The sequence below is a fragment of the Nocardia uniformis NBRC 13702 genome (assembly GCF_001613345.1).
Classification (GTDB): Bacteria; Actinomycetota; Actinomycetes; order Mycobacteriales; family Mycobacteriaceae; genus Nocardia; species Nocardia uniformis.
Genome location: NZ_BDCE01000033.1, coordinates 24,811 through 48,823, shown reverse-complemented (window position 1 = coordinate 48,823; position 24,013 = coordinate 24,811). Strand labels below are relative to the sequence as shown.

At 65.8% G+C, this 24,013-nt stretch carries 15 protein-coding genes; 7 read left to right on the top strand and 8 right to left on the bottom strand.

Going from position 1 to position 24,013, the window contains the following annotated elements; translation table 11 throughout:
• The first annotated feature begins 20 nt into the window (after positions 1-20).
• Positions 21-1,529, top strand: coding sequence for a type VII secretion protein EccB (gene eccB / locus NU1_RS09190; protein WP_067519369.1), 1,509 nt, complete (start codon positions 21-23; stop codon positions 1,527-1,529).
• A gap of 106 nt (positions 1,530-1,635) precedes the next feature.
• Here the strand turns inward: eccB and eccE are convergent, their stop codons facing one another.
• Together eccE and eccA are read right to left on the bottom strand one after the other, a co-directional pair.
• Complete coding sequence (eccE, locus tag NU1_RS09185; RefSeq protein WP_245720021.1) at positions 1,636-3,453, bottom strand: type VII secretion protein EccE; 1,818 nt, start codon at positions 3,451-3,453, stop codon at positions 1,636-1,638.
• Positions 3,454-3,476: 23 nt separating this feature from the next.
• Entirely contained in the window at positions 3,477-5,315 is a 1,839-nt protein-coding gene (eccA, locus tag NU1_RS09180; protein WP_067519368.1) for a type VII secretion AAA-ATPase EccA, read from the bottom strand.
• A gap of 207 nt (positions 5,316-5,522) precedes the next feature.
• Here eccA and eccD point away from each other — a divergent pair, with 207 nt between their 5' ends.
• The 3 genes from eccD to eccCa are packed head-to-tail and all read left to right on the top strand — an operon-like array spanning position 5,523 to position 12,417.
• Entirely contained in the window at positions 5,523-6,944 is a 1,422-nt protein-coding gene (gene eccD, locus NU1_RS09175) for a type VII secretion integral membrane protein EccD (protein ID WP_245720020.1), read from the top strand.
• The gene (gene mycP, locus NU1_RS09170) at positions 6,941-8,365 is read left to right on the top strand and encodes a type VII secretion-associated serine protease mycosin (RefSeq protein ID WP_084521122.1); all 1,425 of its coding nucleotides are present in this window, start codon (positions 6,941-6,943) and stop codon (positions 8,363-8,365) included. Before eccD ends, mycP begins: the two co-directional genes overlap by 4 nt.
• Before the next feature lie 17 nt (positions 8,366-8,382).
• Positions 8,383-12,417 carry a type VII secretion protein EccCa gene (gene eccCa / locus NU1_RS09165; protein WP_067519364.1) on the top strand — a complete coding sequence of 1,345 codons (4,035 nt, stop codon included), beginning with the start codon at positions 8,383-8,385 and terminating at the stop codon, positions 12,415-12,417.
• A gap of 30 nt (positions 12,418-12,447) precedes the next feature.
• Here the strand turns inward: eccCa and NU1_RS09160 are convergent, their stop codons facing one another.
• Both NU1_RS09160 and NU1_RS09155 read right to left on the bottom strand, forming a co-directional pair.
• A complete protein-coding gene (locus NU1_RS09160) occupies positions 12,448-12,903 on the bottom strand; it encodes a GNAT family N-acetyltransferase (protein ID WP_245720019.1) in 456 nt (151 codons plus the stop codon).
• Between the two features lie 119 nt (positions 12,904-13,022).
• Positions 13,023-13,862, bottom strand: coding sequence for a GntR family transcriptional regulator (locus tag NU1_RS09155; protein WP_067519361.1), 840 nt, complete (start codon positions 13,860-13,862; stop codon positions 13,023-13,025).
• A gap of 141 nt (positions 13,863-14,003) precedes the next feature.
• Between NU1_RS09155 and NU1_RS09150 the strand changes: the two genes are divergently transcribed.
• A complete protein-coding gene (locus NU1_RS09150; RefSeq protein ID WP_245720018.1) occupies positions 14,004-14,561 on the top strand; it encodes a DUF4254 domain-containing protein in 558 nt (185 codons plus the stop codon).
• Between the two features lie 42 nt (positions 14,562-14,603).
• Here NU1_RS09150 and NU1_RS09145 read toward each other — a convergent pair whose 3' ends face one another.
• The 4 genes from NU1_RS09145 to NU1_RS40155 form a co-directional block, all read right to left on the bottom strand.
• Positions 14,604-16,526, bottom strand: coding sequence for a serine/threonine-protein kinase (locus tag NU1_RS09145; RefSeq protein WP_067519359.1), 1,923 nt, complete (start codon positions 16,524-16,526; stop codon positions 14,604-14,606).
• The gene (locus tag NU1_RS09140) at positions 16,523-18,403 is read right to left on the bottom strand and encodes a serine/threonine-protein kinase (RefSeq protein WP_067519357.1); all 1,881 of its coding nucleotides are present in this window, start codon (positions 18,401-18,403) and stop codon (positions 16,523-16,525) included. Before NU1_RS09140 ends, NU1_RS09145 begins: the two co-directional genes overlap by 4 nt.
• A 2-nt stretch (positions 18,404-18,405) precedes the next feature.
• Entirely contained in the window at positions 18,406-19,605 is a 1,200-nt protein-coding gene (locus NU1_RS09135) for a DUF7373 family lipoprotein (protein ID WP_067519356.1), read from the bottom strand.
• A 192-nt stretch (positions 19,606-19,797) separates the two neighbouring features.
• Positions 19,798-21,279: a MinD/ParA family ATP-binding protein gene (locus NU1_RS40155; RefSeq protein ID WP_245720029.1), complete on the bottom strand. Its 1,482-nt coding sequence runs from the start codon at positions 21,277-21,279 to the stop codon at positions 19,798-19,800.
• A 2,282-nt stretch (positions 21,280-23,561) separates the two neighbouring features.
• On the opposite strand from NU1_RS40155, the gene infA reads away from it, so the two are divergent.
• Positions 23,562-23,783, top strand: a complete 222-nt coding sequence (gene infA, locus NU1_RS09115) for a translation initiation factor IF-1 (protein WP_040804562.1) — start codon at positions 23,562-23,564, stop codon at positions 23,781-23,783.
• A 96-nt stretch (positions 23,784-23,879) separates the two neighbouring features.
• Complete coding sequence (rpmJ, locus tag NU1_RS40150) at positions 23,880-23,993, top strand: 50S ribosomal protein L36 (protein WP_084521119.1); 114 nt, start codon at positions 23,880-23,882, stop codon at positions 23,991-23,993.
• The last annotated feature ends 20 nt before the right edge of the window (positions 23,994-24,013 follow it).

The following is a 24,013-nucleotide window of genomic DNA, read 5'->3' as shown; positions in this document are numbered from 1 at the left end:
CAACGGGAGATGGAGGATTCATGCCAGCACAGTTGACCACGCGTGCCCAGGTCAATGGGTACCGCTTTCTGCTGCGACGGCTCGACCACGCCCTGATCCGTCGCGATGTGCGCATGCTGCACGATCCGATGCGCTCGCAGACGCGGTCGCTCATCGCGGGTGCGGTGCTGGGGCTGCTGGTGGTGGCCGGTGCGGCGATTATGTCGTTTCTGAAGCCCCAGGGTTCGATCGGTGACGCGAACATCGTGATGGGCAAGGAAAGCGGTGCGCTCTACGTCGTCGTCAAAGACGAAGAAGACGAGAGCAAGATGACTCTGCATCCGGTGCTCAACCTGGCGTCGGCGCGCTTGGTCGCCGGGAGTAGCGAATCACCGACGTCGGTCAAGGACAGCAAGCTCGGTTCGACGGCCCGTGGTCCGATGCTCGGAATCCCGGGTGCGCCCGCGGCGTTGCCGGGCTCCTCACAGGGGGACCGCTCCGACTGGACGCTCTGTGACACGGTCAAGCTGTCATCATCGGGCAGCGCGGACGACTCGTCCGGTTCGACCACCACGGTGATCGCGGGCGGGCTGGAGCTCAGCGAGCGGATCAAGACAGCGGAGAGTGACTCGGCGTTGCTGGTTCGTAAGGGCGACAAGACATATCTGTTGTACGACGGTAAGCGGGCCGAGATCGACCCGGAGAACTCGGTGGTGCGACGGACGCTCAATCTGGCGGCGCACGGAGCGCGGCCGATCACCACCGGACTGCTGGACGCGGCGACCGAAGTGCCGCCGCTGCTCCCCCCGAGTATCGATCGCAAGGGTGAGCCCGGACCGGGTGGTTTGAGCTCCGTTCCGGTCGGGGGCATCATTCAGGTGACGGCTCTGGACGACTCCGGTCAGCGTGAACTCTATGTCGTACTCGCCGATGGGGTGCAACGTATTTCCGAGTTCACCGCACAATTGATCCGCAATGACGACTCGCAGGGTATGAGCGAGATCAAGTCCGTACCGCCGGATCTGCTGGACGGTATCGCGCCGGTGCGTCAGTTGCCGGTCGACGAATTCCCGGGTGCCGTTCCGAAGATCATCGACAACAGTCTGAACCCGGTCGCCTGTATGCAGTGGTCGAAGGCCCGCGGCGTCGGCCTGATGGATCCCGACGTGGCCGAAGGTTCCGCCGACCGTGCGACGATCTCCATGCTCATCGGAACCCGCCTGCCACTACCGGAGTCCGCCAAGCCCGTCCAGCTGGCCACCTCCGACGGTATCGGCGACCGGATCGACAGCGTGTATATCCGCCCCGCCTCCGGTGAGCTCGTCCAAACCACCGGTAATGAACCCGGCAGCCCACGGCGCGGGAGCATGTTCTACGTGGCCGACAATGGAATCCGCTACGGCGTCCCTGATCTCGAGACCGCTCAGATCCTCGGACTGGGCGACCCCCGGCTGGCACCCTGGACGATTATCAGCCAGATGGTGCCCGGCCCCACACTGTCCAAGGATGAGGCCCTGATCAGCCGGGATACCCTGCCGACTGGTACCTGAGACAGCCGACCCCGGCCGTGGTCGCTGCGGCCGGGAAACGAACTGGCGGACAGCTACTTTGGAACACGGGCGATTTCGCTTCGAGCCTCGGTGACCGCGTTCGCGCTCAGCTCCGTGCGTACGCTCCGCCGATGAAATGCTGTTCCGTCGGTGTAGTGACCAGCTGTGCCGTCGTCTTGGTCGCCGGAGTGTGCACCGTGACGGTGTGCGGGGCGGCCGGGTCCTGGATGATCGTCACATCCGCATCGGGTTCCCAGTTCTGCGGCACCGTGTCCTGCACCGTGACAACGGTCGCCGAGCCCGATGGCGCGGACACCGGTACGCCGTCGAAGACTACGACGGTCGCGGCCGGATGCGGGGCTCGCGCTGTCGACGTGTTGTGACGAGCACTGCTGGTGACCGAGGAGGCCAGCGACAAAGCGTGCGGTGCACCAACATTCGTGACCATGTCCTGCCATGCGCCCGGCCTGGCGGTGTGCACCACCGCACCGGCGCCGAGGGCGATGGCCCGCAGGATCACCTGCTGTGCCAGCGCCACGCTGCCGACAATGTCGATACGGCGCGAACCGGAACCGATGAGCGGTACCGCGATGCCGCTGCCGCTGCCGTCGGCGCCGATCAGCTGGCCGCAGCCGCCGGTCGGCACGTGGGCTCCCGCCAGCGCATTCACCGGGCCCCGATAGGCGGTCGCCCGGTTTTCCCGGGTACCGAAGGGCAGGCTGTCCAGTAGCGCCCACATCTGCCGTTGCTTGAGCTCGAGAAGACCGTCCACGGGCGGGGTATCCAGCTCTCGCGCAGTGTCGTAGCGCACCCGCGCGTCCACTTCGATGAGGTCGGACCGATGATCGGGGTCGGTCGAGCGAACGGCCAAAGGCCGCAGCCGGACCGTCAGCGTCGTCGCCAGACTGGGAACGGCCCAGATCTTGGCCAGGCCGTCTGTATTGATCAGATCGCTGCCGACCTGGTAGCTGGTGAGGTGGATGCCATCGGATTCGAGTGAACTCGGCGTCTCGGTGAACTCGGCGACCGGGATGCCGCGGATCAGCTCGCGCAGCGCGCTGGTCATTTCCGATGAGGTGAGCACCGATGCCGTAATACCCCGCGCGGCAAGGCGATTAGCTACCCGCCGGGTCGCGATCGCGGCTGCGCGCAGGGTTCCCGTCGCGCCGCCGCCCCGATTGTCGACCGCCTTCGCACTGGCCAGTGGGTTCAGTCGCAGCACCAGCCACACCGTTCGATGAGCGATGGCGGGTAGCGGGCCGAGGATCTCGTCGTACATGCGGACCAGGGGAGCCACGCTCGACGCGTATCCGGACAGCACGGCCTCATTGCCGGCGGTTCTGGTGCCGGTGCTGATGACGTCGATCGACTCCAGTTCGATGTCGAATTGCCGCAGGCAGCGAGCGATCTCGGTGAGTGGGAGCTCCTGGTCGGTACTCAGTGAGCCGCGGCGCAGACGGGTCAGCGAGTCCGGCGGATGGTCGATGCGCAGCATGGTGGTCAGCAGGGTGCCGTCCCAGCGCAGCCCGTAACTGCCACCGTCGGGAAGCGGCACATCGATGAGTGATACCTCCGCATCCGATTTCCGGCGCGACTGCCGCCAGCGGAACGCCACCCAGCTGCCCAGACGCAATCCGATCGGGATACCGCGCACCGGGGTCAGACCGACGATGACCGGTACGGCGGCGGCGAGAAGCGTTGCCCACCATGGGGCGTCGAACGCGACGGCCACCACCGAGGCCGCCGCAGCGAGCAGGATGACGGGGATCATCAACCGCAACGGCAGCACTCGGAACAACCACAGCTCATCGGTCCCCAGCGTGGCGGGCTCCGGCGGAGTCGGCTCCCGTCGCCCGGACATATCGCCGCGGTCGTCCGTTGTCCGGTCGTCGGTTTCCCGTTCGTCGAGAAGGTCGTGCACCACTGTTTGTTCCCCCGGTTACCCGATCATGCTGCGGCGGCGGTCAATCCGAGCGTTGCCAGAATGGTCTGTAGCGCCGACTGCATATCGGGCACCTCGATCCGCATCAGCACCGACTCGTCGACCTCGTGCAGATCGATGGAATCATCATTGGCGAGTCGGAACTCGCGCTCCTCTTCGGCGGCTTCGATGAGATTGCGGATGAAGCGGCCATTGCCAGCGAGATCGACACCGCGGCGCGGTTGGCCGCTCTGGTCCTTGCTCTCCATGTCGTAGAGCCGCTTACAGGTCCGCACCAGTAGCGCCATCGCGTCGTCGGACAGGGCCGAATCTCGTTTGCTCGCAATGACCTGACCGATCTCGCCCAGCTCTTCTGCCGTATAGGACGGGAACTGGAGTCGCTTGGCGAACCGGGAGGACAGACCGTCATTGGCGGATAGGAACCGATCGATCTCGCCGTCGTACCCGGCGATAATGACCACCAGCCGATCGCGGTCGTTCTCCATCCGCGCCAGCAGGGTATCCACCGCTTCGCGGCCGAACGCGTCGCCGCCCGACAGTCCGGTCTGGATCAGGGTGTACGCCTCGTCGATGAACAGCACGCCGTCGAGGGCGGTGTCGATGAGCTTATCGGTTTTGATCGCCGTGGAGCCCAGATGCTGGCCGACGAAGTCGGAGCGCTTGGCCTCGACCACCTTCTCGGTCTGGAGAATTCCCAGGCCACAATAGATTTTCGCCACAACACGAGCGATGGTCGTCTTACCGGTGCCGGGTGGTCCGGTGAAAGCCAGATGCTGGCCGCGGGCGGCGCTCGAAAGCCCCTTCTCGGAGCGGATTTTGGCCAGCTGTACGCTGGACTGCAGTTTGGCCACCTGGTTCTTTACGGCGGCGAGCCCGATCTGATTGTCCAGATCGGCACGCGCCTCAGCCAGGATCTGCTTGGCGCGATCGACGTTCTCTGCCTTCTGTTTCTCCGCGAGTGACGGAGCCGAGGCCGGATCCCACCTGTCGGTACGAGCCTCGATCACCTCTTTGGAGGTGATGGTGATGCGATAGGTGCGGTCACGCATGGCCGCGGTATTGGCATCGAAATCCGGTGCTTGCGAGTACACCTGCTCGAACATCGCCTGGGCCTCATCGGCGGCGCCGGTCTCGCGCAGGCAGAGGCCGCGGCAGAACATGGCGGCGGTGCGCGCGGCCGGAATGGGACCGTTCTCGGCCTGTTCCATCCGGCGAATCGCCTCGCCGAACAGACCCAGTTGCGCACACGCCGTACCGACCATCACATGCGCGCCGGCGGCCAGATACGGATCCTCCCATTCGGCCGACCCGGACAGCACGACCATGACATCCGGCCAGCGCTGGGTGTTGTAGTGCAGCAGGCCACGCATGTAACTGGCGATACGGCCATCAATCTCGTATTCCGGATTGTCGAGCCGACGTTGGCGTCGCTGCTGGTCGAGTTCGTCGAGCACCCGCTCGGCCTCGTCGTATTGCTTGTCGGCGATCAGGTGCGCCGCGTAGGCGAGCCAGACTTCGGTGAAGCTCGACAGCGGATAGTCGATGTAAAGCCCGGGTAAGAATCGCCCGGCAAGGGCGCGGGGCGGCAAACCGATCCGCCGCTGCTCGCGTCCCAATGAGATGGTGCTGGTCTTGTGCAGGTTGTACAGCACATCCTGGGTGAGCTCGCCGGCCGCGGCCAAGCCCAGCCAGGCGTCGCACATGGTCGGATCCCACTCCGTTGCCCGCTGAAAGGCCAGCTTGGCGTATTCGAGATCGCGGGTCGACTCCTGACCTTCGATGGCGAGCCCCAAGGACAGCACACCGGCGTCGAAGGCGCGCTGTGCCTGGCGAGTATCGATCATTTTGGCCGAACCCCGAATTCGTCGATCCTGGTTAATCTTTCGTTCACAATCTCCACCACGGTGTGCGATCTTCGCAGAAGCGCACTGTCGGATACATTATGGTTACCCGCCTCGCGTGGGCAACTGTATGTGAAGGCAGGAGTAGTTGAACAAGTGACAGCACAGTCGATCAGTGGCTTGGGCGCCGCTGAAACCGAATTGTGCCGCGTGTCCGTCATCGGGGGGAATACCCAGCTCGACGTCGGCCTGCCGGCAAACGTCCCAATCGCCGTATTCATCGGTGATCTCGTCAAACTCATCGCATCACGAAATCCCGGCCTCGCCGACAGCGAGGATGGGGAAGCGGTGGTGGTACCCGAACACTGGACCCTGGCCAAACTCGGCCGGGATGTGATCGCATCGGGCCAAACCCTGCACGACGCCGAGGTGTACGACGGCGAACTGCTGGTGCTGCGGTCGAATACCGCCAAGGAAGCGCCCGCGCTGTTCGATGACGTGATCGATGCGGTGGCACGCCTCACCGACGCCGACTTCCGTGGTTGGTCCGCTGGTTCGGCGCGCTGGGTGGGTCTGTCCACCGCAGTCGTCGCCGTGTTGTTCGGATTGCTGCTCGCCGCGCTCGCTCGCGGCGACGGCGACACCTTCGTGGCACCGTCGGTGCTCCTCGGCTGTTCCGTGGCCGCGGGGGTGGCCGCCATGATCGCCCTCCGCAAATACGCTGACGAACTCACCGCGACCGTGCTGCTGCTGTGCATGCTGCTGCTTACCTTCGGGGGTGCGGGTTTGGCGGTACCCGGCCCGATCGGCAGTCCGCACCTCCTACTCGGCGCGACCGCCACACTGCTGGTCGCCATCGTCGGCTACCGGCTCATCGGCGCGGGCGCCGCGGTGGTGACCGCGGTCGTCACGGTCATCATCTTCGCCGGCGGCGCGGCGGCGGTGCGCATGATCTGGGACACGGAACTGCCGAAAATCGCCGCCGGCGTGCTGATCGTCTCGATGCTGGCGCTGTCCATGACCTCTCGCCTGGCCGCCACGCTCGCGCGGCTGCCCGTGCCGCCGGTGCCCACGGCCGGTGCGGCAATCGATCCGGCCGACCATGAACCGCGGCCCACGCTCGAAGGTATCGGCGCCATCGGTGCCACCGCACTGCCCTCGGCGCACGGGCTCGGCCTGCGTGCCCGGGTCGCCAACCACTATCAGACCGGCCTGGTAATCGGCATTACGCTGGGTGCGATTTTCGGCGCGCTGGGGACGGCCGACCCGCTCGGTGCCGCCAAGTGGCAGGGCATCACCCTGGCCGTCGTGGTGTCGATCCTGCTGTGTCTGCGAGGGCGTGCCTATGCCGATCTCGCGCAGGCGAGCACCCTGATCGTGGGCGGCTGCGTCACCTTTCTGTCGCTGATCGGGTTGTTGGCACTGGGGGATTCGGATCTACTGCTGGTATCGATGGCACTGCTGCTCGCCTTCGCGGTGAGTGCGACAGGATTCGGTGTGATCGGCCCGCATATCGAGGTGACGCCGGTGACACGGCGGTTCATCGAGATCTTCGAATACATGCTGATCGTGTCGATCATTCCGCTTGTGTTGTGGCTCATGGGCATCTACTCGATGGCCCGGAATCTATGAGCTGGCTCGCCGGGACATGGGTGCGCACACTGTGCGCCACAGCGATTCTCGGCGCGGCGCTGGCAGGCCCGGTGGTGCCTGCCTCCGCCCGGCCGGTGCTCACCGTCGCACCGCCGACCGTCGATCCGGGTGCGCTCGGCAGCGCACAGGCGCTGAGCGGGAATCCCGCTCCGCTGGAACCGACCGAACAGCAGACCGTGTGTGCCGAACCGACCTTCACGGGTGGGCAGCTCCGCGAGGCACCGCTCGCGCAGCGGGTGCTCAATCTGCCTGCGGCCTGGCAGTTCAGTCGCGGTGCGGGCCAGAAGGTGGCGGTCATCGATACCGGGGTGAACCCGCATCCGCGCCTGCCCGCATTGCAGCCGGGTGGTGATTTCGTCTCCGACAGCGACGGGACCGTCGACTGCGACAGCCACGGCACCTTGGTCGCCGGTATCATCGCCGCGCAGCCCAGCCCCGACGACGCCTTCGCCGGTGTCGCGCCGGATGCGGAGATTCTCACCATTCGCCAGCTCAGCCTCGCCTACAAGACGAAGGAGAGCCGCCGAGGTGAAGAACCGGGCGCCATCGACACCTCGGGATATGGCAATGTACTGACCCTCGCCGCGGCGGTCGTGCGCGCGGTGGATATGGGCTCCACGGTTATCAACATCTCCGAAGTCGCCTGTACCACCGCCGGATCCACCATGGTGGACGGTGCGCTGGGCGCTGCCGTGCAGTACGCCTACGAACGCAATGTGGTCGTTGTCGCCGCCGCGGGGAACCTGTCCGAAGGCTCCGCCTGTGGCACTCAGAACACCGGGACCGGGTGGGGCAAGGTGCAGACCGTAGCCAGTCCGGCCTGGTTCAGCCCGTATGTGCTGTCGGTCGCGTCGGTCGAGTCCGACGGGAGTCCGTCGAATATCACGCTGTATGGACCCTGGATCGGTGTTGCCGCCATCGGCCGCCAGATCGTCTCGCTGGACAGCAAGCCCGGTGGTACGGGGCTGGTGAATGCGGTGCCGACTCAGCAGGGCATGTCCACGATCGACGGCACCAGCTTCGCCGCGCCGTACGTGGCCGGGCTCGCAGCGCTCATTCGAGCCCGGTTTCCGGAGCTGACCGCACAGCAGGTCATGGACCGGATCACCCACACCGCGCACGGCCCTGGGCCGGGACGCGACGACCGTATCGGCCACGGACTGATCGATCCTGTCGCGGCGCTCACCGACCAGCTGCCCGACCAACCGGTGAGCTCCGGCGCCGATGTACCTCGCGCCTTTCCCGAACCCATCCGGCCGCCGGGACCGGAACGCCTCCCGCGACTCGTCGCCACAATCGGGTCCATCGCCTGTCTGACCACGCTGGCAATCGGTTTCGCCATTTCGATTCCGTACCGCCGCAAGCGCGACAGCGATCTGCTGCCCGACCTCGACTCGTAACGACCGGAGAAAGATCCATGGCTACCGAAGGTTTCGTGCGACGGCCCCGTATCGCGCCGCCGCGCGCACCGGGCGGCGAGGTCGCTCTGACCGCCCCACCAGAGATTCCCCGTCCGGTCGCGACGCCGCTGTTGATGAAGCTCATGCCCGTGATCATGGTGGTCGCCGTTGTCGGCATGATCTCCATGATGGTCATGATGGGGCGAAATCTCTTCGCCAATCCATTCATGATGATGTTCCCGATGATGATGCTCATGTCAATGGTCGGCATGTTCATGGGAGCCGGTCGCAGCGGCAACAAGAACGCCGGCGAGCTCAATGAAGACCGCAAGGACTACTTCCGCTATCTGGACCAGATCCGCAAGGATGTCCGCCGCACCGGTGCCAAACAGGCCGAGACACTGGTGTGGAGCCATCCCGAACCGGCGGATCTGCCATCCCTCGTAGGCACTCGGCGGATGTGGGAGCGGCGGCCCAACGACCCGGACTTCGGTCACGTCCGCGTCGGCGTCGGAACCCACCGTCTGGCAACGAAACTCGCGCGGCCCGAAACCGGCCCGCTGGAGGATCTGGAGCCGGTCTCCACCGTGGCGCTGCGCCGGTTCGTTCGTACACACTCCGTCGTGCACCATCTGCCGACCGCGGTGTCGCTGCGTGCCTTCCCCGCCATCAATGTCGAAGGTCCGACCGAGGATGCGCACAGGCTGGTGCGCTCGATGCTGATGGAACTCACCGCATTCCACGGTCCCGATCACGTGGCCGTGGCGATCGTATGTGCCGAACCGGACGGCGAGACCTGGTCGTGGGCGAAATGGCTGCCGCACCTGCAGCATCCGAAGGAACGCGACGGTATGGGCTCGGTGCGCATGGTCTACCGGTCCCTGGCGGAACTCGAGACCGCACTGGCGGACGACCTACTCGAGCGCGGGCGCTTCATGCGCAATCCGCAACCGACACAGGGCCGTGTCCATATGGTCGTGATCATCGACGACGGTTATGTGAGTGGCACCGAACGTCTCGTCGGCGAATCCGGCCTCGATTCGGTGACGGTCATCGATCTGACGGCACCCGAGAACGGACTCGGTGCGCGTCGCGGGCTGCAGTTGGTCGCCGCCGGGGGCGACGTATTCGCCAAGAGTGCCGCCGGCACCGAGAAGTTCGCCACCACTGATCAGGTGGACCTGGCGGAGGCGGAGGCGTTCGCCCGCAACTTGGCTCGGTACCGGATTGCCACCGCGGCGCAGATCGTCAACCTCGGCGACAACACCACGACCACCGACCCGGGTCTGATGGCGCTGCTGAAGGTTCCGGACGCGGCGCAGATCGATGCGGCCAAGGTGTGGCGCCCGCGTGCCGGTCGCGAGCGCCTGCGGGTGCCGATCGGTGTGACGCCGGACGGGACGCCTGTCGAACTCGATATCAAGGAGTCCGCCGAGAACGGCATGGGCCCGCATGGTCTGTGTATCGGTGCCACCGGTTCCGGAAAGTCGGAATTCCTTCGCACACTTGTGCTTTCGCTCGTCACCCTGCACTCGCCCGACCAGCTCAACCTGGTCCTGGTCGACTTCAAGGGTGGCGCCACCTTCCTCGGTCTGGAACCACTGCCTCATGTCGCCGCGGTCATCACCAACCTCGAGGAGGAACTCGATCTGGTCGACCGTATGAAGGACGCGTTGGCCGGTGAGATGAACCGTCGGCAGGAACTACTTCGCTCCGCGGGCAATTTCGCGAATGTGGTCGAGTACGAGAAGGCCCGCGCGGCCGGTGTGCAGCTCGACCCGCTGCCCGCCTTGTTCATCGTTATCGACGAGTTCTCCGAACTGCTCTCGCAGAAACCGGATTTCGCGGATCTGTTCGTCATGATCGGCCGACTCGGCCGCTCCCTGCACGTACATCTGTTGCTCGCCTCGCAGCGATTGGAAGAGAACAAGCTGCGTGGACTGGACGCGCACCTGTCCTACCGAATCGGTCTGCGCACGTTCTCCGCCAATGAATCCCGCGCCGTGCTGGGAATCACCGACGCTTATCACCTGCCGTCGGTTCCCGGTTCGGGCTATCTGAAGAGCGATGCCTCGGACCCGTTGCGGTTCAATGGAACCTACGTGTCGGGGCCGTACGTCGCGCCGCGCGCGACTCGGCGGGTGGGTGGGCGCACGGCGATCGAGGTGCCGCGCGTCTTCACCGCGGCGTCGGTGGAGCTGCCGCCCGCGCCCGAACCGGAGAACCCGCTCGATCCGCTGGACCTGCTGCCGCCACCGCCGCCCGCGGACGAAGGTGTTCCCGACAGCCTGTTGCAGGTGGTCGTCAAGCGTCTGGTGGGCCACGGCCGCCCCGCGCACGAGGTCTGGCTGCCGCCATTGGACGAGTCTCCGACTGTGGATATGCTACTGCCCGACCCGGATTGGCGTTCGCCTGCCAACCGCCACGGTCAGCTGTGGCTCCCGATTGGTGTGATCGATAAGCCGTACGAGCAGCGACGTGACGTGCTGATCATCGACCTGGCTGGAGCGCAGGGAAATCTCGCCGTCGTCGGCGGTCCGCAATCCGGTAAGTCGACGACGCTGCGCACGGTCATCATGGCGGCCGCGGCCACCCATACTCCGCAGCAGGTGCAATTCTATTGCCTCGATTTCGGTGGTGGCACCCTCACCGGTCTAGCCGATCTGCCGCACGTCGGCTCGGTCGCCACCCGAATGGAGGTGGACCGGGTACGACGGACCATTGCCGAGATGGCCGCCCTGCTACGGCAGCGCGAGGAACGCTTCCGTGCCCTCGGAATCGAATCGATTCACGAATTCCGTAAGCGCAAGGCCGCGTTGCATCAGCTGTCCGCGGCCCAGCAGGCCGCGGATCCGTTGTCGCAGGACGAATTCGGCGATGTATTCCTGGTCGTCGACGGGTGGGCGACCATCCGCGGCGAGTACGACCAGCTGGAGCCGGCGCTGAACGCACTGGTCCAGCAGGGGCTGTCATATGGCATCCACATTATGGTGGCCGCGAACCGATGGGCCGAAATCCGGCCGGCTGTCAAGGATCTCATCGGAACCCGGCTGGAGCTTCGGCTCGGTGATCCGTCCGATTCCGAAATGGACCGCCGCACCGCGAATCTCGTTCCATTGGGTCGGCCCGGCCGGGGTCTGACCAAGGAGAAGCTGCACATGCTGGTCGCATTACCGCGACTGGACTCCGACTCCGACTCGAGTACCCTGTCCGAGGGTGTCGGCAGCGCCAAACTGCAGCTAAACGAGCTGTATCCGTACACCCGCGCCCCCGAGGTGCGGATGCTCCCGGCGGAGATCCCACGCGAGGAAGTGCTGGCCGCGGTGCGGGAGCGCGGAATCCAACTCGGCCGCACCCGTGTCGCGATCGGACTCGGCGAGAACGAGTTGGAGCCGGTGGTCCTGGATTTCGACGCACAGCCGCACCTGATGGCATTCGCCGATGTGGAGCACGGCAAGACGATGCTACTGCGCAATATCGTCCTGGGCGTGGCGGAGAACTCCACCGCCGACGAGGCGCGCGTCATCCTCATCGACTACCGGCGCACCATGCTCGGCCTGATCGAGGGCCAGCAGCTGGCCGGATATTCGACCTCGGCGCAGACCTCCTTCGACATGATCAAGGAAGTCGCAGGCTACCTGCAGAAGCGCATTCCGGGAGCGGATATCACGCCGCAGCAGTTGCGTGACCGCAGCTGGTGGACCGGCCCCGAGATCTATGTCGTGGTCGACGATTACGACATGGTGGTGACCGGTGGCCGCAACCCCATCGAACCGCTGCTGCCCTTCCTCCCGCAGGCCCGCGATATCGGCCTGCACCTGGTGGTCACCCGCCGCTCCGGCGGTGCGGCACGAGCGCTCTACGACAAGGTTCTCGGCACGCTGAAGGACCTCTCGGTCGACGCGATACTCATGAGCGCGCCCAAGGACGAGGGCAAGCTGTACGGCGACGTGCGGGCATCGAAGCTTCCGCCGGGCCGCGGCACGCTGATCTCGCGAACTCGTGACCTCGAGATGGTGCAGGTGGCGTTCGCGCCGCCGCAGATGTTGTGAGCCGATCGCGCATTGTGGGCGTCGACCACATCACGCGAGTAGCTCCGGATACGACAGCGCGGGAACCTGCATCGGGCCCCGCGGAACCCAACTGGCGGTAGGTCTTTCGAACAACGCTGTCGACGGTCCGGTTGCCTCCGGGCCGGCGACGCGTACAAATCGGAAACCCGTACGCTGGTAGTAGTTGTGTAGCCCATCATTGGTGGTCCACGCATCAAGTCGCACCCACCTTCGATGCCTTTCTCGCGCAACAGAAGCCGCATGTGCCAACAGCGCCTGTCCCACCCGTTGCCCCGCAAACCGCAGATTCACGATCGCGAAGTGCACGATGACCGCGTCGGCCAATTCCCCTGGGGACCAGAGGCCTTCGTCGGCGCGGTCGTTCACGGTGATGGTTCCGGCGGACTCGCCGCCGATCTCGGCGATCCAGGTTTCGCCATTGCCGATCGATTGCGAGACCGAGCGCGCGAAAATCTCGATCGGCAAGCCGCGGCCCTTGCGGGTCCATTGGTCACTGCCGCGGGCCGCCAGCCACGTCGTGCGTTGAAGTCGGAACCTACAGATGGTCCCTAGGTCATCGAGGCGCGCTGGGCGGATGCGGAGGGTCATGGGGAGCCAGGTAGCAGGGAGTTGCCGAAGGAGTGGGAATTGGCGGGTGGGGGAGGGGTGCCGAGGATGCGGCGGATCATATCGGTACCGGAGTCGTCGCCCAGTTCGTAGGCGAGGCGGTTGCGGCCGGCGATGGATCGGTGGCGGGTGACGCGGGTGATGCGGTCGTGGTTCGCGCCGATACGCAGGTGGTCGAGCAGGATGGTGCCGGGGCTGACACCGAGGACGGCGGCCTCCTCGCCGGTGGCGGGGCGGGCGGCGACGGTGTCGCGATGGGCGGTTTCGGGGTGTCCGCGATCGGCGAGCCTGCGGGTGGTGCCCTCCGGAATGTCGTGTGGACTGTCGATACCGGTGGCTTCCGCGAGATCTCTCGGATAGAAGCTGACCTCCCAGGACCACGGCTCGTTGTCCAGGTACTGGAATACCGTGCGCGCCACCACCCAGGAGTCCTTCGGGACGCCCAGCCAGTGCGCTACCTCCCCGCTTGCCGGTTCCATGCGGGCGGTGAACTGTTTAGAGGGCTCCCGCCCGGCGGCGCGAGCGATCTCGACGAAGATGTCGTGCGACGCGCGCGGCCGGTCCGGGCGTATATGGGTGGTGACAACTGATTCCAGCACTTCCTGGCTGCGCACGATGGTGCCGCGGGAAGTCGCCGTATAGATCAGGTTCTCGGCAACCAGAACCTGAATTGCGTTGCGGGCGGTGGTGATTGAAACCTGCATCTGATCGGCGAGCTCATTGTGGCTCGGGAGCCGATCACCTGGTTTCCACTTGCCTCCACGGATCTCCTCGCGGAGGAGGTCTGCGATCCGTTGGTACCTCGGACCGTCGGCCATCGCGCTCCTAGGTTGTTGCTTCAAGGCTTCGAAGTCTACTCCCGTGCCAGAACCACAGTGTGAGGCTTGACACCCGCGTTCCGAGGTTTATTGTAATGAAGGTCCTGAATGCGTGTTGGTCAGCGATGAACGCGAGGCAACGTGGCGGTTTCGGAGACATCCAATACGGTCGTAGTGGCGCTTCCCGACGTCCCCGGTTACCTGGACGCCGAGTCGCAGCCCCTGACGGCAGGCCTAATTCCGCCCTCGGCGGGCCTATTGCCGCCGTCCGACCTACTTCTGCGCGCGTGCCGCGGGCATCGTGTCATCGGTGGACCACTGCTGTGGTTCGGCCACGATCTCGCGGTGCTACATGAGAAGCGCCTGGTGGGCCGGGGTGGCACGGGGCCGGATACCGACCCCACCTCCATCGTCGAGAACAAGCGACGCCGCATCGAGTTGGTGATGGCGATCGACGATTGGATCGTGCGCAATCTGCCCCAACATCGGCTGGGTGCGACTCTACATACCGAGACTGTCGGGTCGGTGATCGACAGGCTGGCGGAAGCCTCGGTGCGTGCGCATCATGCGTTGATGACGCTTGACGCGAATAATGAGATGTTGCATTCCGCTTGGCATCATTTGGCTGAATTGTCGGACGCCTATGACGATTTGGTGCGGGATGTGCTGGCGGGGCGGCGGCGGTTGCCCGCCTGGTAGGTGGGCGAAACGCCCGCACTTCATGTGCGGGCGTCCGCCGAGCTACTTGACCTCTGGGAGCCTGTCGACGGCGGTTCTGGCGACCGATTCCGCGACGGCGCACACCTGCTGATTGTCACCGCCGCCCTGCACCTTGATTGCCATCACCTCGTACTCGTCGCCGATCTGTCGGAATACATACTCGCGGTTACAGATCGAAGCCACTGTCGACTTCGGCGCGACCAGTCGCCGCCCGTCGCCGAGATCGATTACCGGATCGTCGGCGTCTATGACTGCACTGCGGTTCGTGGTGATTTCCACCGACGACAAGCCCTCCCACGTGCACGAGTGCGCGGAGAACGCCGAGGGGAGGTCAGGCAGGGCTCCGATCAGTGGTCCGAGTGTGGCGGGATCGGCGAGGGCGCAGGGGTCCACCGAGGCCAGTGAGCTTCGAGCGTCGGAAAGCCGCGGAATATCTATGACGGCCGCCAGACGCAAGATTATGTAGTCGAGTTGCTGACAGGAGTTCGAGCCCGCTTCGATGGTCAGCCCCCACTGCAGGTCTCCGGCGGTCCTGATCGAACGCTCACACATGTAGGCGTCTGATCGCCCCATGACTGGCTGACCGGCTCCGTAAGAGCCATTCGGAATCGTGCCACCGGTCGACGCCGTCGAGATCCCGTACAGGTGCGCACCCGGTCTGAAGTACATGTACCGCTCGCCCAATCGGACCGATGAACAACCCCACCAGGAGTGTGGCCGCAGCTTCCACTCGGCCACATCGGTGGGGAAGTCTCCAGCGACATCCGCCGGCAGAGCTTCTCCCACAGCTTTTTTCAGCCAGGCACACGCGTCGACCTCACGCAACTGGGCCAAGGTCAGTTCCTGCGGGGCGGCCTGGGCTGTGTCATCGCCACCGCGTACCCAGACCACTGCGGCCGTCACCGCGAGCATGAGCACGAGTAGTGCCGACAGGGCGGTGAGTGCGATCGTGCGTCGGCCGCGGCCTCGCTCACCCTGTTGCCAGTTGTTACCCGCGCCAGCACCAACGCGGGCGGATCGCCGCGCGCCCGGCAAGACCGAAGTCGCATTCGGGTCGGCGGTCAATGCCACCAATTCCGAGTGCTGCCGGTCGATTTCGTGATGAACCGATTGCGGCCACGGCAGCTCGTGCTGCATCGGATCGCCGAGGTAGTCCAGAATCTGTGCCGGGGTCGGCCGGGCGGCCGGATCCTTGTGCAGGCAAGGCTCGATGAGCGAACGCAATTCCGGGGGCAGCGATTCCAGCTGCGGCTGGGTATGCGCGATATTGAACAGGGTGTAGGCGAGGGACGGTGCGGCGAAGGGGCTGGCGCCCGTCGCCGCCATCATGAGCACCGAACCCAGCGAGAACACATCGCTGGCGGGTGTGAGCCGGTCCGCGAGTGTCTGTTCCGGCGACATGAACGCGGGAGAACCCAGGACCGAACCGGTTTCGGTGAGCCCGCTCGGATTCTCGGATATGGACGCGATGCCGAAGTCGATAACGCGCGGCCCGTCGGCGGCGAGTAGGACATTGGCGGGCTTGAGATCTCGGTGAATCAATCCGGCCTGGTGAATGGCCTGCAAGGCAGACGCCAGCCCCGCCGCCAATCTCCGTACCGCTGGCACCGGCAATGGGCCGTACTCGGACACCGCCTTGTCCAAGGGTAATCCGACAACGAATACCGCGGCCAGCCATGGGTCCGGCGAATCCACGTCGAAATCGATGACCGGCGCGGTGAACGCACCCGAAACCCGAGTTGTCGCAGTGACTTCCCGGCGAAAACGGGCGCGGTACTCCACCTCGTGGAGCAGATGTGCGTGCACCTGTTTCACGGCGACGAGGCGGCCATCCGCCCCGACGCCCAGCAGCACTCTGCCCATACCACCGGAACCGAGTTCGCCCAGAATCCGATACCGGCCGATCTGCGGCCGATCATCCGGTGTGAGCGGTCGAATGGTCATTTCGGCAGCTGGGGCAGGACGGCGGAGAAGATGCGCTCGACCCGATCGCAGGAATCGGTGACCTCTGTGTTCCAGCCGCTGACGCTGATAGTCACGACCTCCGCCTGATCGGCACGGGTGGGTCGGGCCATATATGCCAGTGCGCATCTGCCGAGGTCGGGAAGACTGTCGTTGATGTGGACGGTCTGGCCGTCGAGCTGTGTCTCCTCACCTCTGCCGTACTTGTCCGGCCGACCCGTCTCGCTCAGGGTGAGACTGAAGTAGTAATCGTCGCCCGACGAATAGCAGTACGTCGGGTGGCTGTTCTGGTACGAGTTGGCACCGGCGAGTTCGGCGACCAGCTTCTTATCCAGCAGCGCGCACGGATCGAGGGTGCGAATGGAGTTCTCGGGCAAGGTCAGCTGTGGTGGATTGAGGGCCAGCCGGTTGACCACGGCGCTCAGACCTCGCTCGGCAGCCGGGCAGCCGTCGGCTTGCTTGCCCGGTTCGCTCGCGGTGATTTCCACAGTGACCGCCGGACGGCTCTGGGTGATCACGGAGCGTTGGCATCTCGCCCCATCTTTCAACTGTCCGTAGATCGGCAGCCACCCGGCTACTGCTCCGGTCGGTCTCCACAGGTACTCACCGAGCACATCGCGACCCGCGACCGCCACTTCGAAGGTTCGCTTGGTTCCCGCGGAATCGGTGAAGTCCGCCCGGCAGGTGCCCGCGATGCCATCGGAGAAGTCGCCCGATCGTGCGCCGAACTCGCTCGTCAGGGATTTCTCCAGTAGCGCGCAAGGATCCACCGTTCGCCACTGTGTACCGGTCAGTGCCAGCGACAGATCGGTTGCGGGTGTCGCGTGGCCTACCTGCTCGGCCAGTTCGTGCGCGGAGAAGGCGGTGCCGATCAATAGCACCAACGCGCCCACCGCGGCGGCGGCCGAACGTACGGTGCGCCGCCGGCGCTCCTTCAGCCCGGCCATCTGGGACTCGTACCGAGCGTGTTTCGCGGTGGTCTCCGCCCACCAGTTCGAGGCCGATTGCTGCTCGTCGATCACATCTCGTACCGCGCCCGGCCACACGGGTTCGGCTTCGAGCTGTCCGGCTGCCTCCAATAGCTGTTCCGGGGTGGGACGCTGGTCGGGCTCCTTGGCAAGACAGCGTTCGACGATATCGCGCAGTGGTGCGGGCACCCGGGAGGTATCCGGTGGGGAATGAATGACGTTGTAGAGCACCTGCGGTGTCGAGGTCCCCGCGAACGGGCTCTCACCGGTGGCCGCCATGGTGAGAATCGCGCCCACGGAGAACACATCGGCTGCCGGAGTGAGTGGTTGACCCATCGCCTGCTCCGGCGACATGAAGGCAGGCGAGCCGACGACCGAGCCGGTGGCGGTGAGCTGGGCGTCCCCCTCCATGGCGCGTGCGATGCCGAAATCGATGACGCGGGGACCGTCTGCGGCGAGTAGGACATTGGCGGGCTTGAGATCTCGGTGGATCAAACCGGCCCGGTGGATCTCGATGAGTGCGGAGGCCAAACCGGCCGCGAGCAAGCGCAAGCCACCCAGTGAGAGCGGACCTGTCTCGTCGACGACCGTCCCGAGGGCAGAGCCGGGAATGTATTCGGTTGCCAGCCAAGGGTTATCGGATTCGGTGTCGCTGTCCACCACGGCCGCGGTGTACGCGCCGGTGACCTGGCTGCTGGCCTGCACCTCGCGGTGGAACCTGGCCCGGAATTCGGAGTCCTTGGCCAGGTGCCGGTGAATCTGTTTGACCGCCACCAATCTTCCGGTGGGTGCTTGACCGAGCAATACCCGGCCCATGCCGCCCTGGCCGATTACGGCCACCATGCGATTGCGTCCGAGCTGGCGTGGATCGTTGGTACCCAGTCCCTTCATGCTCACTCACCGTCCGTCAGCAGGGCGTATTGCGCGGCGGCCAGCTGCCGCACATCGGTCTCCTGATCACTGAATACCTCGGCGAGCACATTCTCGTGCGGAATGAGACAGCGGTAACGGCGCGCCTGCATCTCGGTCGGATGGGGATCGGTGGCCTGGAAACATGCGATATCCTCGACGCCCGAAATACCGCCCATACGAGTGTATTTCGATACTGTCGGGGCATCGGCCAGGTGATTCGTGAAGCTCTTGGTCGTCTCGGCATCACGCAGTTTGTACAGATACTTGTTGTCCGATACCGCGACCGCCGTCACGCCCCGCGACTCGTATTCACGCGCCAGCTCAGCAGGGTCGGTGCTGGTGATTGTCGCGAATGTATTGGGGCCGTGGACCGCGAACGTCCGCGCGTCCGGAATGGTGTCGGCGGTATTGACCAGGCGCGTCAGTAGCTTGTCGCGATCGAGCGACAGCGTTTCCACCTCGTCGAGGGCGACGGGCAGGTAGTTCGCCAGCTTCCGTGTCTGTGCCTGGTAGGTCTTGGACAGCAGGCCCGTGAGCTGGTCGAGATTATTTTCCTCGGCCTGCGCGATGACGTGAATCACCACCGACCTGTAGGCCATCCAGCTACCGATATCGGCGTATGTGGGAACCCAATGTGACAGTGCCGCTGGCTGGTCGGGCACGGAGACCGGCGTGTTGGCATTATTCAAGGCGAAATCCGAGGCTGCCATGGCCGTGGCCGCGGCGGCGGCCGAGGAGTCATCCGGGAAAGCGATCAGGACCACCTTCACCATCGGACTTGCCAGGTGATTGGCGAGATACGGTGTGTCCGCCATTTCCGAAACGAAGCCGCCGTAGGGATTGAAGGGCAGCGCGGCCTGCATCTGGTGGACCTGCACCCCGCTCCATGTTCCGCGCTCACCGATGGGAACCTGGGCATACCGCTGGACCGCGACCTCCGGGGCGATCTCGCTGCCGAATACGACGTGCTCGCCCAATCGCAGTGATTCCACGAGTCGTCCGCGGGCCTGATTGGTGCCGCTGTCGTAGCTGCTATCGGGGCGCTGCGTCGAATACGGCCCGAAATCCTCAGCCGAACCGGAATTCGGTGTCGGACTGTCGCTTCCGCCGCATGCGGCCGTCGTGCCCGCCAATGCGGCAGCCAACGCCACCGCGGCGAGCCGGTGGAACCGGAACCGCATCTGCCCCCCTCGATCCGCAGTCCCCCACGGACTTGCACATCCGAAATCGCACGAAACCGGCGGGATACCGCGCGGTCGGGCGTCAATCTAACACCGGAACCGAGAGCGGACCACTTGCGTGACTTGTCGTCGAGCGGATGCGGGTTGATCGCTAGGGGCGAGAATTCTCCTATCCCCGCAGGCAGTTTCGTATCAGCCGCGATAGCGGCGGTGATCGGTGGTGAAGTCGTCGGCGACGGTGGCGGCGAGTTCCACAAGCGCACGTTTTGTGGTCTTGTGCAAGCGGCTCAGGTCGATTTCGGCGCCCTCGGCCAGGTGTTGGTCGAAGGGGATGATGTGTACCGCGCGGCAGCGGGCCAGGAAGTACTCGCGTAGCTGTTGGATTCCCACATTGGGGGAACCCGGGCGCGGGAGGTTGATGACGACGACCGCGTTGCGGACGAGGTGGTCGTGGCCGTGCAGGGAGAGCCAGTCCAGGGTGGCGGCGGCGCTGCGCGCGCCATCTATCGCGGAGGACGAGATCAAAACGAGGGAGTGCGCCAGATCCAGGACGCCCGCCATGGCCGAGTGCATCAGGCCGGTGCCGCAGTCGGTGAGGATGATGTTGTAGAAGCGTTGGAGGATGCGAGCCACGGCGCGGTATTCGTCTTCGCTGAAGGCTTCCGAGGCGGCGGGGTCTCGTTCGCTGGCAAGGACTTCCAGGCGGCTGGTGGCCTGGGAGGTGTGGCGGCGGACGTCCGAGTAGCGCTCGATCTGCTCGTCCAGCAGGAGGTCTCGCACGGTGGAGCGGGTTTGCAGGGGTACTCGCTGGGAGAGGGTGCCGAAGTCGGGGTTGGCGTCTACCGCGATTACGCGGTCGCCGCGGATCGACGCGAAGATCGAACCCAGGTTCATGGTGGTGGTCGTTTTGCCGACGCCACCCTTCAACGACAGCACCGCGATTCGGTAGTCGCCGCGGACGGGTTGGCGGATGCGAGCGACCAATTCCTGCAGTCGCCGTTCCTCGGCGGACATCCCGGGGTTGATGGCTCCGCCGGACATGTGGTGCACGGCGCGCCGCCAGCCCGAGCCCGGTGCCTTCTGGACGCGTCGCACCGGCACGTTATCCAGTGAGGGAGGCGGGTTTCCTTGCCCGGCAGCGGGATTCCCGTACTGCGGGGGTGCGCCGTAGGGCTGCGGTTGACCGGCTCCGTTGCCGACGTACGGGCCCTGATTGGCCGGGAAACCGCCCGGCTGATGGCCTGCCTGACCCGCACCGTGCTGGCCCGGGTTCGCCCCGGGACCGTACGGGTTGGGGCCGAGCGGCTGATTCGCCGGACTGCCGGGATGTTCCTGGCCGATCTGGGGGTTCTGCTGGCCCGCTGGATATCCGGCGGGTTGGTTCGGAACGGAGGTCTCCGCAGCAGGCTGCTCTTGCCGCGGATTCTGTTGTGCGGCACTATCCCCGAATCCAGGCCGGGCCGGTCCCGTTGTGGGAGTGCCCTGCGAAGAAGTCGATGCTCGGTATCCGAGCGGCCTTCCCGGGGGAGCGGACCAGCGCTGATCCGCGGCCGGTGCCTGCTCGCCCGAACCGGTTCGCTTGCGGGAAGGATCCGCCCACGCGTCGAATTGCGCGGCGTCGGACGGCTGCGCCTCGTACCGCGGCAGATGCCGGGCTGGCATCGGCACATTCACGGCCCGGTGCCTACCGCCGTGCGGCTCACCCCTGCTCGCCTCATCGGCTGCCGCGGATGTACCCGCATTGCCTGAGGCGGAGGGGGTTGGCTTTGTCGAATTACCCTGCGGCGTGGTAGGGCTTGGCGGGGGCTGCGTCACGCCCAGTCGTCGGGTTACCTGGGCGCTCTGGCTCTCCGCATCGGGCTGCGGCAGGTTGTCCGGGAGTTGCCCGTCTTGTTGTGGCGCAGTCGCGCCCGGTGCCGACGACGCCATGCCATTCGCGGGACCGCCGGATCGCGGCGGTTCGGAAACCGGCGGGGAAGCCGGGGTGGTCTCGGGCTGCTGGCTGGACGCGTCGGCCTGCGATCGATCCGGCATGGCCGACTGCCTCGGGATAGCCGAGGGAAAGCCGGAATTGCCTTGCCGCGCAGGCGGAACCGCAGGAGCGGCGGAGCTGTCGGTCCGCCACGGGGGTACCCGGGTGGCAGCGGACTGTTCGGGGCCCCGGGGGCTGTCCGCCGCTGTTGTGGAGCTGCCTGAGGCGGATTCGGGTGTTTCGGAGGTGGCCGCAGGCGATTCCGGAAGCGGTGGCAGCGCTGGGGGGCGTGGGGAATTGTGCTGTGATCCCGGTGGAGTCGCGGATTCGGAGACGTTGTCGACCGGCCGTTGAGGTGCTTGTCGACTGGGCTGCTGAGCCTCGGGGCGGGGCGGGGCGGCCGCAGTGCTGGCGGGCGCGGGAGCGTCGGTGGGCGGCTGCGGCGCCGGTGTCGGTGCGTCAGCAGGCGGCTGTGCCCCTGCTGCGGGGGTGGCGAGGGGCGACTCCGGAAGCGGAGGGCGCGGAGGAATGGCCGGGGGTCGACCTGCTCCCGAAGCCTTGCCGTTCTCGGCATCCGCCGATGATTGGGGCTGCGGTTCCGGTCGATCTTGCTGCGGCTCAGGGCTTTCGGGTGCGAGCGCGGAAGCCGTGTCAGCCGCGTCGGTCCCTCCCGCAACGGGCGAGGTGCCGGGAGGCGGATCCGGAATGGGCGGCCGAGGTGGAAGTGGCGGGCGCGGTGGAAGAGTTGGGGGCTGTCCACCCTGGGGCGCGCCACCACCGGTTGGGCGTGGTTGCTGCTCACCGCCCGCTGCGGGCGTACCGGGCGGCGGACCCGAGGCAGGCGCGGGAGCTGGTGCCGAACCGGGCAGGGGAGCCGTTGCCGGGTTCGAAGTAGGAGCGGAGGTGGAGGCTGAACTGGCGGCTGCGGTCGGCGCCGGGGGAGCAGCGCTATCCCGTGGCGGTGCAGGCGGGATAGGCGGACCACCGGCTTCCCGGCCGGGGTTCGGTGCGGGCTCAGCAGCCGGGGGACGCGCGGGAGAGAGCGGTGGCTCGTTTGTGCCCGGCTGTCGTGTGGGAGCCGGAGCGGAGTCCTGGCTCGCGGTGGGCGCGGGGGCCGGTGGCAGGTGCGGTGCCGGTGGCAGGCCGCCGTCGCCTCGCGGTGCGGGCGGCAGATCGAACGGCGTCCCAGCGGATTGAACGGGCGGCTGACCGTTTCCGGACGCCGCCGGGTTCGGTGCGGGGAGTACGTCGCGACGCGGATCGGCCGCCGGGAACAGAGGCCGGTCGTTCCCCGGTGTGGGTGGCACGTCGAAGCGAGGTCGGCTGGGCGCCTGCGACGCAGGCGCGGCAGTCGGCGGTGTGGCGGGCGGACGCTGCGGCAGGCCCGGTGGCGGTTCCGATTCCGGGGCGTGCGCGTCGCCCGGTGTCCAGTGGGCGCGTTCGTTCCACGCCGGTGTGGGTGGGATCGGGACGGGAGTGGGGGCGATCGGGTCCGGTTCGGGGGCGGGGGTGTCCTTATCCTTGCGAGGTTTGCGGCGGCCGAAGAGGCCGCCGCGCTTCTTCTCGGGGATGAGGTCGTCGTGCGGGAGGTTCTCGACGGGGGCCTCGTAGCCGCCCTCGGTGACCTCACTCTCGGAGAGCCACGGCGGCAGCATGGGGAGGCCGTCGTTGTTTCGGCTCACATGTCCCCCTGAGATCTGGACCGAACGATTGCAGACAGCCGGTAGTTTAGCGATCACGCCGTGGAGGCGTCAGTCGGCACTGGGGAGGCCGGGGCAGCCGCAGTGGGGCTCATTTGGCCGGAGCTGGGGAAACCGGTAAGCTGGCACGGCGGTGCATCTACACAGTGGTTTGGCATGTCCACATGTCGTGTCCAGTGAGTATCGCATCAGGTCGACTGGAGTGCACGACAACCAGTGACGAAACTAGCCGAATATGAGCTGTAACCAACCAGGTTCAGCCCAACACCGGGATCGCGGAGGATATGGCGAAAAAAGAAGGGGCCATCGAGGTCGAGGGCCGAGTGATCGAGCCGTTGCCCAACGCGATGTTTCGGATCGAGCTGGAGAACGGTCACAAGGTTCTCGCTCACATCAGCGGCAAGATGCGGCAGCACTACATCCGCATCCTGCCCGAGGATCGCGTCGTTGTGGAGCTTTCGCCCTACGACTTGACCCGCGGTCGAATCGTTTACCGCTACAAGTGATCGCGTAAGCGACCACCCCCAGATCTTCCCCGGCCATTCCGGCCGGGGAAAAACTGTGTTCACGGCCAGTGGACACCGACCCAGATTGGATCTGACGTGAAGGTTAATCCGAGCGTCAAGAAGATCTGCGAGAAGTGCAAGGTGATTCGCCGTAACGGGCGAGTCATGGTGATCTGCGAGAACCTGCGTCACAAGCAGCGTCAGGGCTAGTCCCCCTGGGGCTCGCTCAG

Excerpts from the sequence above, each read along its gene's own strand:
- eccA (WP_067519368.1), bottom strand. The coding sequence starts at position 5,315 with ATGATCGATACTCGCCAGGCACAGCGCGCCTTCGACGCCGGTGTGCTG.
- NU1_RS09155 (WP_067519361.1), bottom strand. The coding sequence starts at position 13,862 with ATGGCCGACGGTCCGAGGTACCAACGGATCGCAGACCTCCTCCGCGAG.
- NU1_RS09145 (WP_067519359.1), bottom strand. The coding sequence starts at position 16,526 with ATGACCATTCGACCGCTCACACCGGATGATCGGCCGCAGATCGGCCGG.
- mycP (WP_084521122.1), top strand. The coding sequence starts at position 6,941 with ATGAGCTGGCTCGCCGGGACATGGGTGCGCACACTGTGCGCCACAGCG.
- eccB (WP_067519369.1), top strand. The coding sequence starts at position 21 with ATGCCAGCACAGTTGACCACGCGTGCCCAGGTCAATGGGTACCGCTTT.
- eccCa (WP_067519364.1), top strand. The coding sequence starts at position 8,383 with ATGGCTACCGAAGGTTTCGTGCGACGGCCCCGTATCGCGCCGCCGCGC.
- NU1_RS09140 (WP_067519357.1), bottom strand. The coding sequence starts at position 18,403 with ATGAAGGGACTGGGTACCAACGATCCACGCCAGCTCGGACGCAATCGC.
- infA (WP_040804562.1), top strand. The coding sequence starts at position 23,562 with ATGGCGAAAAAAGAAGGGGCCATCGAGGTCGAGGGCCGAGTGATCGAG.
- NU1_RS09135 (WP_067519356.1), bottom strand. The coding sequence starts at position 19,605 with ATGCGGTTCCGGTTCCACCGGCTCGCCGCGGTGGCGTTGGCTGCCGCA.